Consider the following 13,505-nt stretch of genomic DNA (forward strand, 5'->3'; position numbering starts at 1 on the left):
AGAACACCATCATGGATGCCAAAGTTGACATGCCCGTCACCGAGCGGGCCAAGCTCTCGGTTCGCAATCTGAATTTCTATTACGGCAATTTTCTTGCGCTGAAGAATATCAATCTGGACATTCCGGAAAAGAAGGTCACGGCTTTCATCGGTCCGTCAGGTTGCGGCAAATCGACCCTGCTGCGCACGCTAAACCGCATGTTCGAGCTGTACCCCGAGCAGCGCGCCGAAGGCCAGATCCTGCTGGACGGCAATGACATCTTGACCAGCAAGGAAGATGTCTCGCTGATTCGCGCCAAGATCGGCATGGTCTTTCAAAAGCCTACGCCGTTCCCCATGTCGATCTACGACAACATCGCGTTTGGCGTGCGCTTGTTCGAGACGCTGCCCCGCGTCGAAATGGATGAGCGTGTGGAATGGGCGTTGAAGAAGTCGGCGCTCTGGAATGAAGTGAAAGACAAGCTGAACCAAAGCGGCTCGGGCCTGTCGGGCGGCCAGCAACAACGTTTGTGCATTGCCCGCGGCATCGCCATCAAGCCTGAAATTTTGCTGTTGGACGAGCCTTGCTCGGCCCTGGACCCCATCTCCACCGGCAAGATCGAGGAGTTGATCCATGAGCTCAAGAGCGATTACACGGTGGCCATCGTGACGCACAACATGCAGCAGGCCGCCCGCTGCTCGGATTACACGGCCTATATGTATCTGGGCGACTTGATCGAATTCGGCCCCACGGCGGAATTGTTCATGAAGCCCAAGCGCAAGGACACAGAAGACTACATCACCGGTCGTTTCGGCTGATCGTCATCTGCGCATGACATTGAGGCGGCTTTGTCGGATGCCGCCAACCTTTGACAGGGACTGAGGCCGGACCCAAACCGCCTCGCCATTGATTCAGGATTTCGCCATGAGTGACAAACATCTCTCCACGCAATTTGACGCTGAACTGAGCGGTATTTCGACCCGCGTTTTGGAAATGGGTGGGCTGGTGGAGTCGCAGGTCGCCCAGGCTGTGCTGGCCCTGACTTCCTTCAGTAGCGATATCGCCAACAGCGTGCTCAAGCAAGAAGAGCAGGTCAACGCGATGGAAGTCGAAATTGACCGTGATCTCTCCAGCATCATCGCGCGCCGCCAACCTACCGCGCGGGATCTGCGCTTGTTGATCGCCATCTCCAAGACCATTGCCAATCTCGAACGGGTGGGCGATGAAGCCGCACGCGTTGCCCGCACGGTGCAGCGCCTGGTCAATTCAGGAGTTTCCAGCCGCCTGCGTTTGCCCATGTCAGACCTGGCGTTTGAGGCGGAATTGGCGACGGCCCTGTTGCGCAAGGCCTTGGACGCCTTTGCTCGCCTGGACGTGGAGCGCGCAGTGGAAGTGCTCAAGCAAGACGACCAGATCGACAAGGAGTTTGATGGGCTCCTGCGTAAGTTGATCACCTACATGATGGAAGACCCGCGCACTATTTCTTCGGCCATCGACATGGTGTTCGTCGCCAAGGCCATCGAGCGTGTGGGTGATCACGCCAAAAACTTGGCCGAGGTCATCATCTATGTGGTGAAGGGGACCGACGTTCGTCACAACACGCCGGAAGCCGTTGAAACCATGGTTCGTTGAACCGGCTTCAACGCGCAAAACGGAACAGGGAACAGGGAAAAGGGAATAACAATGAGCAGAATTCTTGTGGTGGAAGATGAGTCCGCCATTGCTGAACTGATCTCGATCAATCTGCGGCATGCGGGCTTTGATGTCACCTTGGCTTCAAGCGCCGATCAAGCGCAGTACGAGGTGGACCGCGTTTTGCCCGACCTGGTGGTGCTGGATTGGATGCTGCCGGGCCAATCCGGTTTGGCGCTGGCTCGCCAATGGCGCGGCGCGTTGCGCACCAAGGAGTTGCCCATCATCATGCTGACGGCGCGGGCTGAAGAAACCGACAAGGTCTCCGGCTTGGATGCAGGCGCTGATGACTATCTGACCAAGCCGTTCTCGACCAATGAACTGTTGGCCCGTATTCGCGCCGTGCTGCGACGCAAAGCGCCCGAGGCGCTGGATTCGCAAGTTGAAATCGGCGGTCTGAATCTGGACCCAGGCACGCGCCGCGTCAGCCGCGAAGGGGCTGAAGTCAAGCTCGGCCCAACCGAGTTCCGCCTGCTGCATTTCCTCATGACCCATCCGGAGCGGGTGCATAGCCGTTCGCAGTTGCTGGACCGTGTCTGGGGCGATCACGTGTTCATTGAAGAGCGAACCGTTGACGTGCACGTCAAGCGCCTGCGGGAGGCGCTGGAGCGCGTTAATTGCGCACGCATGATTGAAACCGTGCGGGGTGCAGGTTATCGCCTGACCCAGCAGGTCAACATGCTGCAGGCCTGAGTCATCCCGCCGGGTGATTCGTCTGCATCGACATCCGCAAACATCCACCGAACTATCAACCGGGAAGCGCCGTGAGTTGGCTGTTGCCTCGTTTCGTCTTGGCCGCCCTGGCTGTCAGCCTGGGTGCCTTGGTTGGCCTTTGGGCCGGCAAGTTGTTTGATTGGCCGCTGATTGCTGAGACGCTAGGCGCCGCTGCCGCCGTAGGGGCGCTGGTGTTGATTGATGCGCTGCGCAGTCATCGGCTGCTGCGCTGGCTGCGCGGCGCGCAGACGGACAGCGCCCCGCGCGACACTGGCCTTTGGGGTGAACTGGGTTACCGCATGGAGCGTGCGGTGCGTGATCGCGAGAAAATGCTCGCCCGCGAGCGGCTGCAACTGGAGCAATTCCTCTCGGCCATTGAAGCATCGCCCAACGGCGTGCTGATGTTGGACGCGCAGGATCACATTCTGTGGTGCAACCGAGTCGGTGCAGATCATTTCTCGCTCGACGCGCAGCGAGACCTCCGCCAGCGCATCACCAATCTGGTTCGCATGCCGGCTTTCGTGACCTTCCTGCAAGCGGGCCAGTTCGAGCAATCCATGCAGTTGAGCAATGTGCGTGGCCAAGGCACACTGTCAGTGCTGATTCGCCGTTACGGTGAGGGCATGAAGCTGGTGCTGTCGCAGGACATCACCGAGCGGGAGCGTGCCGATGCGATGCGGCGCGACTTCGTGGCCAATGTGTCGCATGAGATTCGCACGCCACTGACCGTGCTGTCGGGCTTCATCGAAACCATGAACTCCTTGCCGCTGACCGAGGTTGAGCGTCGACGTGTTTTGACCCTGATGGGGCAGCAAACGCAGCGCATGCAGGGTTTGGTCAGTGACTTGCTGACACTGGCGCAATTGGAGGGAAGCCCGCGCCCCGCGCCCGATCGCTGGGTTTCACTCGATACGATCTTGGCCCGTATTAACTCAGACGCACTGGCTTTGTCCGCGGGCAGGCATGCCATTGTGGTGGCGCAAGACACGGGTGCCGAGTTGGCTGGCATCGAGTCAGAGTTGTTGAGCGCAGCCGCCAATCTGGTCACCAACGCCGTGCGTTACACCCCGTCAAGTGGTCAGATTGAGGTGACCTGGCGTCGGCTCGCTGACGGTGCAGGTGAGTTGATCGTGGCGGACACGGGACCAGGAATTTCACGCGATCATTTACCGCGTCTGACCGAACGTTTCTACCGGGTCGATGGCAGTCGCTCCCGGGAGACTGGTGGCACCGGTCTGGGCTTGTCCATCGTCAAGCATGTCGTTCAGCGGCACGGTGGCGAGCTGCAAATCGACAGCGAGGTAGGCAAGGGCTCGAGATTCAAGCTGCACTTTCCGCCCACACGCGTGCGCTCCTGCCATGAAACGGCGCTGGGTGTCGAAGCTGCAGTTTGGCTGGAAGAACCCCAGTCTGTGAGCATCGACCGGGCCTGATCGTTTGATGAATTGCCGCCACACTGCTGCAAGGCGGTGAGGCTTCCGCCCGGTTCTTATGGATTCAGGGACGGGCCTTTTTCAGAATCCTGAAATTGTCTTCACGGTCTGAGGGGCGGCGCTCCGTGGCCACTGAAACCCAGCCGTCCGGAATGGCCTGCGTGGTTCTCAGCAAGGCATAGTCGCAGTCGCTCGCTGCAATGGGCCTTTGTGCATCCACCGGCCAATGGCCCCGGAATTCAAGTGCAGCCAGTGTTGCCAGCGACTCTTCAGGCGCGGCGATGCAGTTGACGGCCTGCGGTATATGGGCACTGAATCGCTGAACCAAGGGCCGGTCGCTGCGCGTGTAGTCGGCAAAGGGCAGCAAGATGCTCATGGCGAGCAACCAGCACAAGGCAACGCCGCCTGCGGGCAGCACCAAGCTCTTCCACAGCGCATGGCGATGCCGCGCTGTGCGCCATCGCACCAGGGCGATCCAGGCCGCCGTGGCGGCCAAGGCAGCCGCCAACGCCAGGGCATTGAATTCGGGCTGAAACCCTTCAGCCAAGCGGCGCAGATTGATCAGCGGCGTCTTGGGCCAACGCCATTGCATGGAGGCGTAATACACCCAAAAGAACAAGGCGCCCGCACTGAAGAAGAACACCGAAAACCAGTCCATCGCTGCCGCAAAACCCCGCTTGAGCGTGGGTAGTGCGAAGGCCGCCAGCACCGCAAATGCCGGCAAGCCCAGCAGCAATGCGCGGTCGGAGTTGTCCATCAACACGCAGGTCAACAAGGCCAGCAGCGCCAGGCTCAACGGGGCAAAAATATGGCGGTGGCGCCAATGGGCGCGCCAGCGCCACAGCGTCCACAAGGTCAGCGGCCATGCCGGCCAGCAAAACCATGCCACCAGGTTCAGGAAGTCCAAGGCCGTATTGGCCTCAACAATGACGTTGACGCGCCATGCCCAGGCATTGAATTCCCAAGCGCTGAGGGCCGCCAACATACCGGACACCAGAATCCACAGCGCCAATTCGCGAACCTGCTCGTAACTCGAATTTCGGCACTGCAGCGCACCAACGGCTGCGTAGGCCAGGGCCACGGCGGGTGCACCGCTCGCAGCCAGCACGGGCAAAGACAACATCACGGCCCATCGGGCTTTGACATGCCGGAACGGCGCGCAAGCCAAACCGTACAGAAACAAGGAGCTGGCCAACAGTTGCAGCAGTTCAGGCGTGGTTTCGTGGCCGAGTTGCAACAAGCCCAAGGAGGCGATCAGCGCGAGCAATCCGCCATCGGCCAATGCACGTGCGTAGTCCACGCCCTGGGCTTCACCGCCAAAGGCAAAAGCAACGGGTTGCGCCGCCTCGGTGCGTGCGAGGTGAAAGCAGCTGTACCAAGTGAGGATCAGCACCAGCACCAGGATCAGGGCATAGGGCAGGCGCGCCGCCAGTGCGGGCTCCACCCAGGGAAGTGCTTTGATGGCCAGCGCCCCCACCCAGTAGGGCAGCGGGCCGCCCTCGGCGTGAAGGCCGGCAATATTGGGAGCCCACCAAGGCGCGTGCCCTTGCGCAATGCTGGCCATGAAGCCAAAGGAGCTGAGATCGGCATTGCGCCAGGGTTCCCGCCCAAACAGGCCAGGCAATACATAGGCCGCGCAGAGCAAGATCAAGGCAAGCCTGGGCATGCGCTGGGCGCCGCGTTCAGCAACGATGGCAGGGGTCGGTAGATTCACTCGGAAATTGTTGTTATGGACGTCAGGAGACTCGGCATCATGCCGTAGATTTTCAAGGTCATGTGCGCTGAGGTTGTCTCAACCGGGCTTGCTGTGGCTAAGCGTGGACGAAAAAAAGGCAGCCTGAGCTGCCCTTTTTGAGATTCGACGGTCCGCAAGGAGCCGATGAATGAATTACTTCTTGGCGAAGCCTGCAAACTTGTTGCGGAACTTCTCGACGCGGCCACCCAGATTGTCGATGCTCTTTTGCTGGCCGGTGTAGAAGGGGTGGGACTCGCTGGTGGTTTCCAGCTTGACCAACGGCAGTTCGCGGCCGTCTTCCATCTTCACAGTTTCTTTGCTGCCCATGGTCGAGCGGGTAACAAACTTGAAACCGTTGGATTGGTCCACGAAGCAAACTTCGCGGTAGTTGGGGTGAATGCCGTCTTTCATGGGATGTCTCTCAGCAGTGCCGGTAGCCACGCCACACCATGTGACGCACTTGCTGGCGGAGGAAAACGCGGATTATAGCAAAAATTTCAGGCAGGGCGAAAGCCCCGCCGCGTGGCCCGCCGTGGCGGGCCTTTGCCACCATCAACCACCTCGACGCATCATGTCGAAGAAGTCAAGGTTGTTCTTGGTGGACTTCATTTTGTCGAGCACGAACTCCATCGCTTCGATCTCGTCCATGTTGTAGAGCAGCTTGCGCAGGATCCAACTCTTTTGCAGGATCTCGGGCTTGAGCAGCAACTCTTCACGGCGCGTGCCTGACTTGTTGATCAGGATCGACGGGTAAACGCGCTTCTCGGCCATGCGGCGATCCAGGTGGATTTCGCAGTTGCCGGTGCCCTTGAACTCTTCGTAGATCACCTCGTCCATGCGGCTGCCGGTGTCGATCAGCGCCGTGCCGATGATGGTCAGCGAGCCGCCTTCCTCGACCTTGCGGGCCGCGCCAAAGAAGCGCTTGGGGCGCTGCAGGGCGTTGGCGTCCACGCCGCCGGTCAATACCTTGCCCGATGAGGGCAGGACGTTGTTGTAGGCGCGGGCCAAGCGGGTGATGGAGTCCAGCAGGATGATCACATCCTTCTTGAGCTCGACCAGGCGCTTGGCGCGCTCGATCACCATCTCGGCCACTTGTACGTGGCGGGCGGCCGGCTCGTCGAAGGTGGAACTGATCACTTCGCCGCGGACGGTGCGGATCATCTCGGTCACTTCTTCGGGACGTTCATCCACCAGCAGCACGATCAGGTGCGACTCGGGATGATTGGCCACCAGCGCGTGCGCGATGCTCTTCATCATCTCGGTCTTGCCGGTCTTGGGTTGCGCGACGATCAGGGCGCGCTGGCCTTTGCCGATGGGGGCGATCAGGTCGATGATCCGGCCGGTGATGTTTTCTTCGCCCTTGAAGTTGTCGCGCTCAAGCTTGAACGGCTCCCTGGGAAACAGGGGCGTCAAGTTCTCGAACATGATTTTGTGCTTGCTCTCCTCGGGCGTCAGTTCGTTGACGCGATCGACTTTGACCAGCGCAAAGTAGCGCTCGCCATCCTTGGGAACGCGCACTTCACCTTCGATCATGTCGCCGGTGTGGAGGTTGAAGCGGCGGATCTGGCTAGGGCTCAGGTAAATGTCGTCGGTCGACGCCATATAGCTGTCGTCGATGGAGCGCAAGAAGCCAAAGCCGTCAGGCAAGACTTCAAGCACGCCGTCGCCGAACACCTGCTCGCCAGCTTTGGCGCGCTTCTTCATGATGGCAAACATCAACTCTTGCTTGCGCATGCGAGCGACGTTGTCGATCTCAAGCGCCTCGCCCATCTTGATGAGCTCAGAGACGTGGAGCGCTTTCAGTTCGGAAAGATGCATGGGTGAACACCCGTTAGGGGTCAAAAATTCTGCCAAGAATCAGTGACAGATACTTCGGCAACCCGCGCAGCTTTTTGCGATCTGACCGAAGTCGAGATCATCAAAAAGGCACAAAGAAAATGCGGGAGCTTGGTTGCCGAGTCCACGCGCCAGCGTCATTCAAAGCCGACGGGCTGGGCGTGTTGGCAAATTGCGAATGCTGCGAGCCTCCTGGGCGTCGGGGCCAATCTGGCTTTTCAAACCAGGAACCCGCAGCGGCAATTTCGGATGATTATAGATTAGCGTCCAGGAAGGCCGTCAACTGGGTCTTGCTCAAGGCGCCAACCTTGGTGGCGGCCAGTTGGCCGTCCTTGAACAACATCAGCGTCGGGATGCCGCGAATGCCGAACTTAGCGGGCACTTCACGGTTTTCGTCCACATTCATCTTGGTGACTTGCAGGCGATCGCCGTAGTCCTTGGAGACTTCGTCCAGGATCGGGGCGATCATCTTGCAGGGGCCGCACCACTCGGCCCAGTAGTCCACCAGAACGGGCTTGCCAGCCTTGATGACGTCGGTGTCGAAAGATGCGTCGGAAATATGTTTGATCAGTTCACTGCTCATTGCTTGTCCTTGGGCGGGCCGACTGCTGCCGTGGCGTTGTCGCGCTATTGGGTAAGGCGGGCACCGCAAAACGTTTTTGGGTGCTGGATGATTTTGACACAAAGGGCAAGCCCGGTCCGGCGGGGTGTGCATTTGATCGGTGCTAATGCGTTGTGCAGTGCCCGGTGAGTCGTGTGGGATCCGGGTGTGGTCCGCCGGCTTGGGGTCTGTGCCGTGATGGCTTTTTGAATAAATTTTTAATTTGTTTCAGATGGGTTGAAAATTCAGGCTAGAATAATGGTCTTAGTCGGGGCGTAGCGCAGCCTGGTAGCGCATCTGCTTTGGGAGCAGAGGGTCGCGAGTTCGAATCCCGCCGCCCCGACCAAGAACTGAATGATCAACCCGTTGCAGGCCATCGCTTGCAACGGGTTTTTTCATATCTGAAGCGAAGAAATTGATCGAGTGAGCGGTGTGGGTTTTCTCGCCTATCGCATCAACCCTTGGATATCGATACTGTGCCGCTGTGGGTTTACCGACCCAAGACGCACGACGGCTCCCAACGAGCCTCTCAAGGATAGGCCACCACAATGGCCCTCAACCTAGAACAATGACATGGCAATTCAACAGCTGACTGAAGAGCAGATTCGCGATTGGACGCGGGCGCAAAAAGACGAATGGTGGTTTCGCAATATCTACCGCGGTGACATGCCTCAACTGACCTTGCGGTCGGCTTTCACGGGTTTTCTGCTTGGTGCGGTGTTGGCGGCCACGTCTTTGTACATCGGCGGCAAAACGGGCATCGGCATCGGCGTTGGCCTGACTTCGGTGATCCTGTCATTTGCCCTGTTTCGGGCATTGAGCAGCAGTGGCCTGACCCGCGACTACACCATTCTTGAGAACAACTGCACGCAGTCCATCGCCACGGCGGCGGGCTATGCGGTGGCGCCGCTCTATTCGAGCTTGGCGGCCTATATGTTGATCACCGATCGCATCATTCCCTGGTGGCAGATGATGATCTGGATCATTGTTGTCGCCATTCTGGGTGTGCTGGTGGCCTTCCCGATGAAGCGCCGTTTCATCAATGAAGAGCAACTGCCGTTTCCCGAGGGGCGCGCCAGCGGTGTGGTGCTGGACTCTTTGTACAACGGCGATGCGGGCGAGGGCGTGTTCAAGGCGCGCTTACTGGGTTGGGTAGCCGGTGCCACGGCCTTGTACCAGGCGTCGGTGAGCGATGGCTGGATGAAGGTGCTGCAGTTCAAGCTGTTGCGCATGGACCAGTGGGCCGGTATGAAAGAGCCTTGGACGCTGCATGAGCGTTTGGACACCTACTATTACCAGGCTGCCGTGAAGGCAGATTTATGGATTCCCAAAATCCTCGGCACCGACATCCGTGCCCTGGGCTTGCGCTTCACGCTCGACGCGGCCATGGTGGGCGTGGGCGGTTTGATGGGTATGGCGGTGGCGACCAGTGTGTTGCTGGGCGGTTTCATCAACTTCGTGATTCTTGCGCCGCTGATGATTCAAGCCGGCGACATCGTTCAACGTGTAACAGCCAACGGCACCACTGTGCCGATTTCGCGCGCTGAAATTGTCAATCAATGGTCCATGTGGTGGGGCGTGACCATGATGGTGGTTGGCGCGTTGGTGGGGCTGCTGTCCAAGCCTGAGTTGTTCACCAGCGCGTTCAAGAACCTGGGCAAGTCAAAGACGCCTATTGCCGCTTCGGGGGCGGACTTGCTGGCGGACATTGAGGTGCCGCTGTGGGTGTCTTATGTCGGCGTACCGATTTTCAGTGGGCTGGGTGCCTGGGCAACGCATGCCTTCTTCGGCGTACCTTGGCTGCTGGCCCTGGTGTCGCTGCCCTTGATTTTTGTGCTGACCGTGATCTGCACCAATGCCATGGCGCTCACCTCTTGGACACCTACGGGTGCTCTGGCCAAGATCACGCAATTCACCATGGGGGCGATCGACCGCAGCAATCCAGCCAGCAACCTGTTGCCCGCTGGCATGACCTCCGAGGTGGCCTCTAATGCGGCCAATTTGTTGTCTGACATCAAGCCTGGCTATATGTTGGGAGGCAAGCCGCGTCATCAGGCTATGGGTCATGTGATCGGCATCCTCGCGGGCGTGCTGGCTTGCGTGCCTTTGTACTTCTTGCTGTTCTTGCCGGCAGATGCCCAGGGCTTGCGTTCAACCTCGACCTTGGTCTCCGAGCAGTTTGCCATGCCTGCCGCGTTGCAATGGAAGGGCGTGGCTGAAATCATTGCCAAGGGCTTGAAGGGCCTGCCGCCCTCCGCCTTGGTGGCGATGCTGGTGGCCGGGGTGAGTGCCGCAGCGATCGAGATTGCCCGCATCGTTTTCAAGGGCCGCTTCCCCTTGTCGGCGGTGTCCATTGGCTTGGGCGTGGTGCTGCCGCCGGAGTCAGTTTTTGCGATGTGGCTGGGCGCTGCTTTGTTCTGGTGGATGGGCTTGCGCAACAAGACGTCAGGCACCTCGGGGCATCGGTTTTGGGTGGAGGGCTGCGAGCCCATTTGCGCCGGCCTGATCTCGGGTGCCGCACTGATGGGTATCGGCAACGCCATCATCAACGTGATGCTGGGCTGATCGCCGCCGGGCCGGCGGCCCTTGGTCGCTGAGCCGCTTTGCCGTCGCTTCACATGGCGGCGGGCCCCACTGGCAGGGCCATGGCACAATCACGACCCCGTGAGAACCTTGCTTCTCCGGTGACCGACCATAGCTCAACTGGATAGAGCACCCGCCTTCTAAGCGGGCGGTTGCAAGTTCGATTCTTGCTGGTCGGGCCAGATTTCTACCCTTTGCTCCCACCCCGCGCGATTGGCTCGCCCGGCTTTTGAGCTTCCCTGTGAAGGGCAATATCAGGTGGGCTTGTGCTGCTTGATTTGGGTGTCGCCGAACAAGATTTCGTGCGCCAGGTCATCCTGCAGCGGTTTTCGTTGGTCGGCGAGCACCCGCAGGCCGCGTTGCACGGCGTGCCGTCCGGCTATTTCGTCAAACCATCCTTTCAGGTGGATGTAGTCATTCAAGGTCACGCCCTGATTTTTCCAGGAGCGCAGCCAGGGAAAAATGGCGATGTCGGCAATGCTGTAGTCCGGCCCTCCGATGTATTTGCTGACGGCCAGGCGTTTGTTCATCACGCTGTAAAGCCGTTGTGCTTCACTGGTGTAGCGCTGGATGGCGTAGTCGACTTTTTCTCGGGCGTAGAGACGAAAATGATGCGCTTGGCCGAGCATGGGGCCCACACCGCCCACTTGAAACATCAGCCATTGCAGTACTTCATATTTTCCACAGGTGTCTTGGGGCAGAAAACGGCCGGTTTTTCCCGCCAGGTAAAGCAGAATGGCGCCTGACTCGAAAAGATGGATCGGCTGGCCGTCCGGACCATCGCTGTCCACCAAGGCTGGAATCTTGTTGTTGGGGCTGAGCGCCAGAAATTTGGGTTCAAATTGGGCGCCAGCGCCGATGTCCACGGGGATCACCTTATAGGGCAGACCGCATTCTTCCAACATGATGTGAACTTTGTGACCATTGGGCGTCGCCCATGAGTAAAGATCAAGCATTGTTGCCACCTGTCATTTGTTGAAATCTGCTTCTCGGCCGGCGCGGCGTCCTCAACGTGGTGACGCGGCGCCGGCGTACCTGACCCATTGTGCTAGTTCATGTTTTTAAAGCAAGTTAAACACTGGTTGATTGCCCGAGCAAACGCAGCGCGTTGGCGGCCCATCCACGATTGGGCAGAAAGCCGGGGCGGGCAATTCCGTTTGGCGCGTGACGGGCAAGGCTTTTTGATTGATCAGTCCAAGGCCACGCCGGGTAGCCTGCGCATTGAATGGGGGGCTTCTCAGCGAGCCTATATCGAGGGGACAGAACTCCGCATGCGGTGCGCGTTAGGGCTGCACAGTGACCTGCAGATGATGGTGCTGTGCAAGCAATTGATGGAGGTGCTTGAGCGCACCGTGTTCGAGGCCTACACCGACACCCTCAAAACGCGTGTCGATACCGATACGCCCGAAGAAATGCGCTGGCTGGTGATGTTTCCCAAAGTAAGCAGCATCGAATCCAAGCTGGTGCGGCAGCGCTTTGGTGCCTTGGGTGTCAACAAGGAGTTGACCACTGAATGGCTGGAGGGCGAGTTGGGTCCGTTGTTGGCCCAGTCCAGTCAAGATCTGCTACCCGACGGTCACCCCTTCGTTCTCATGACCATGCGTGGCAATGTTTATCTGCGCACGGCCATGGCAGAGCCTTCGCTGGCCAAGATACAGGCCCTGGTCCGTCTGCTTGAGGCGGCTTGCCGTGAGGCTTCGCGCATCAATAGCAAACTGTCTGATCGCGGGCCCTGGCCCACCACCACCTCGGTGGCCTGGCACAGTTCCAGCCCCGAAGAGAACTCGCCGCGCCACTGAAGGACGCGCACGGCGAGTCGGCTGATCGTCTATCGGCTTGCCTGCGCAAACTTCCAACCCAACTCCGCCATCGGGCGCGCACCGGCGCCGGCTTCACGCGCCTGTTGGCTGGCGGCCGTGCCCGCCTCCACGCGCTTGGCAATGCCTTGCAAAATTGCGGCGATGCGGAACAGGTTGTAGGCCAGATAAAAATTCCAGTCGCGCATCACCAGATCGACATCCGTGCGGCCCGTGCGTTCGCAGTAACGTTGAACGTAAGCGCGCTCATCCGGAATCCCCAGCGCCGCCAGATCCCTGCCACCCAGGCCCCGCGCCGCACCCGAGGGCTGGATGTGCCAAGACATGCAGTGGTAGCTGAAGTCGGCAAGGGGGTGCCCCAGCGTGGACAACTCCCAATCCAGCACTGCCTGCACCCGCGGCTCTTCGGGGTGGAACATCAAGTTGTCGAGGCGAAAATCTCCGTGCACGATGGCCACTTCGCGCTCGTCGCGGGCTGAGTCAGGAATGTGGGCTGGCAGCCATTCAATCAATGCATCCATGGCTGGAATCGGCGCGGTCACCGAGGCCAGGTACTGCTTGCTCCAGCGCCCGATCTGCCGCTCGAAATAGTTGCCGGGTTTGCCGTATTGGCTCAGCCCGCAAGCGGCGAAATTGACCGTGTGCAGCGCCGCGATCACGCGATTCATTTCGTCGTAAATGGCGGCCCGTTGATCGGGCGTCATACTGGGCAATGCTGGGTCCCACAACACGCGTCCAGGCATGAACTCCATGATGTAGAAGGCCCGGCCCACGATGGACTCGTCCTCACACAGTGCGAGCATGCGAGGTACCGGCACGTCGCTGTCCGCCAAGGCGCGCATGACCGTGAATTCACGCTCAATGGCATGCGCTGAAGGCAGCAGTTTGGCCACCGGCGCAGGTTTGCTGCGCATCACATAGCTGCAGCCCGGCGTGATCAATTTGTAGGTGGGATTGGATTGCCCGCCCTTGAACTGCTCGATGCTCAAGGGCCCGGAAAATCCTGCCACATGGGCTTGAAGCCAGGCACCCAATGCCATCAGATCGAGGGCTTGGGTTGGGGCACGTGTTCCGATGAAGGCGTCGTCCATGAATCGCTTTACGTTGTAGTTGAA

At 59.4% G+C, this 13,505-nt stretch carries 12 protein-coding genes and 2 tRNA genes; 8 read left to right on the forward strand and 6 right to left on the reverse strand.

Annotated elements, in window-relative coordinates; translation table 11 throughout:
* Positions 1-11: 11 nt before the first annotated feature.
* The 4 genes from pstB (at position 12) to phoR (ending at position 3,818) form a co-directional block, all read left to right on the forward strand.
* Positions 12-797: a phosphate ABC transporter ATP-binding protein PstB gene (pstB, locus tag PRZ01_RS04350; protein ID WP_273595534.1), complete on the forward strand. Its 786-nt coding sequence runs from the start codon at positions 12-14 to the stop codon at positions 795-797.
* Between the two features lie 106 nt (positions 798-903).
* Positions 904-1,611 (forward strand): phosphate signaling complex protein PhoU, encoded by a 708-nt coding sequence (gene phoU, locus PRZ01_RS04355; protein ID WP_273595535.1) that lies wholly within the window; start codon positions 904-906, stop codon positions 1,609-1,611.
* A gap of 51 nt (positions 1,612-1,662) precedes the next feature.
* Positions 1,663-2,364, forward strand: a complete 702-nt coding sequence (gene phoB / locus PRZ01_RS04360; RefSeq protein WP_273595536.1) for a phosphate regulon transcriptional regulator PhoB — start codon at positions 1,663-1,665, stop codon at positions 2,362-2,364.
* Between the two features lie 71 nt (positions 2,365-2,435).
* On the forward strand, positions 2,436-3,818 hold the full coding sequence (gene phoR, locus PRZ01_RS04365; RefSeq protein WP_273595537.1) for a phosphate regulon sensor histidine kinase PhoR: 1,383 nt from the start codon (positions 2,436-2,438) through the stop codon (positions 3,816-3,818).
* Positions 3,819-3,882: 64 nt separating this feature from the next.
* Here phoR and PRZ01_RS04370 read toward each other — a convergent pair whose 3' ends face one another.
* From PRZ01_RS04370 to trxA, 4 genes are all read right to left on the reverse strand, one after another.
* The gene (locus tag PRZ01_RS04370) at positions 3,883-5,532 is read right to left on the reverse strand and encodes a hypothetical protein (RefSeq protein ID WP_273595538.1); all 1,650 of its coding nucleotides are present in this window, start codon (positions 5,530-5,532) and stop codon (positions 3,883-3,885) included.
* A 174-nt stretch (positions 5,533-5,706) separates the two neighbouring features.
* On the reverse strand, positions 5,707-5,964 hold the full coding sequence (locus PRZ01_RS04375) for a type B 50S ribosomal protein L31 (protein WP_273595539.1): 258 nt from the start codon (positions 5,962-5,964) through the stop codon (positions 5,707-5,709).
* 141 nt (positions 5,965-6,105) lie between these two features.
* A complete protein-coding gene (rho, locus tag PRZ01_RS04380; RefSeq protein ID WP_058719438.1) occupies positions 6,106-7,371 on the reverse strand; it encodes a transcription termination factor Rho in 1,266 nt (421 codons plus the stop codon).
* 271 nt (positions 7,372-7,642) lie between these two features.
* On the reverse strand, positions 7,643-7,972 hold the full coding sequence (gene trxA / locus PRZ01_RS04385) for a thioredoxin TrxA (protein ID WP_273595540.1): 330 nt from the start codon (positions 7,970-7,972) through the stop codon (positions 7,643-7,645).
* Positions 7,973-8,259: 287 nt separating this feature from the next.
* On the opposite strand from trxA, the gene PRZ01_RS04390 reads away from it, so the two are divergent.
* The 3 genes from PRZ01_RS04390 (at position 8,260) to PRZ01_RS04400 (ending at position 10,755) form a co-directional block, all read left to right on the forward strand.
* Positions 8,260-8,336, forward strand: a tRNA-Pro gene (locus PRZ01_RS04390).
* Between the two features lie 227 nt (positions 8,337-8,563).
* Entirely contained in the window at positions 8,564-10,555 is a 1,992-nt protein-coding gene (locus PRZ01_RS04395; RefSeq protein WP_273595541.1) for an OPT family oligopeptide transporter, read from the forward strand.
* Positions 10,556-10,678: 123 nt separating this feature from the next.
* Positions 10,679-10,755: transfer RNA gene (locus PRZ01_RS04400), tRNA-Arg, on the forward strand.
* 72 nt (positions 10,756-10,827) lie between these two features.
* Here PRZ01_RS04400 and PRZ01_RS04405 read toward each other — a convergent pair.
* Entirely contained in the window at positions 10,828-11,529 is a 702-nt protein-coding gene (locus PRZ01_RS04405; RefSeq protein ID WP_273595542.1) for a glutathione S-transferase N-terminal domain-containing protein, read from the reverse strand.
* A gap of 99 nt (positions 11,530-11,628) precedes the next feature.
* Between PRZ01_RS04405 and PRZ01_RS04410 the strand changes: the two genes are divergently transcribed.
* On the forward strand, positions 11,629-12,372 hold the full coding sequence (locus tag PRZ01_RS04410) for a hypothetical protein (RefSeq protein WP_273595543.1): 744 nt from the start codon (positions 11,629-11,631) through the stop codon (positions 12,370-12,372).
* A gap of 29 nt (positions 12,373-12,401) precedes the next feature.
* Here PRZ01_RS04410 and PRZ01_RS04415 read toward each other — a convergent pair whose 3' ends face one another.
* On the reverse strand, positions 12,402-13,481 hold the full coding sequence (locus PRZ01_RS04415; RefSeq protein WP_273595544.1) for a phosphotransferase: 1,080 nt from the start codon (positions 13,479-13,481) through the stop codon (positions 12,402-12,404).
* Positions 13,482-13,505 lie beyond the last annotated feature (24 nt).

Origin of the sequence: Roseateles koreensis, assembly GCF_028595305.1 — a bacterium.
Lineage (GTDB): Bacteria > Pseudomonadota > Gammaproteobacteria > Burkholderiales > Burkholderiaceae_C > Paucibacter_A > Paucibacter_A koreensis.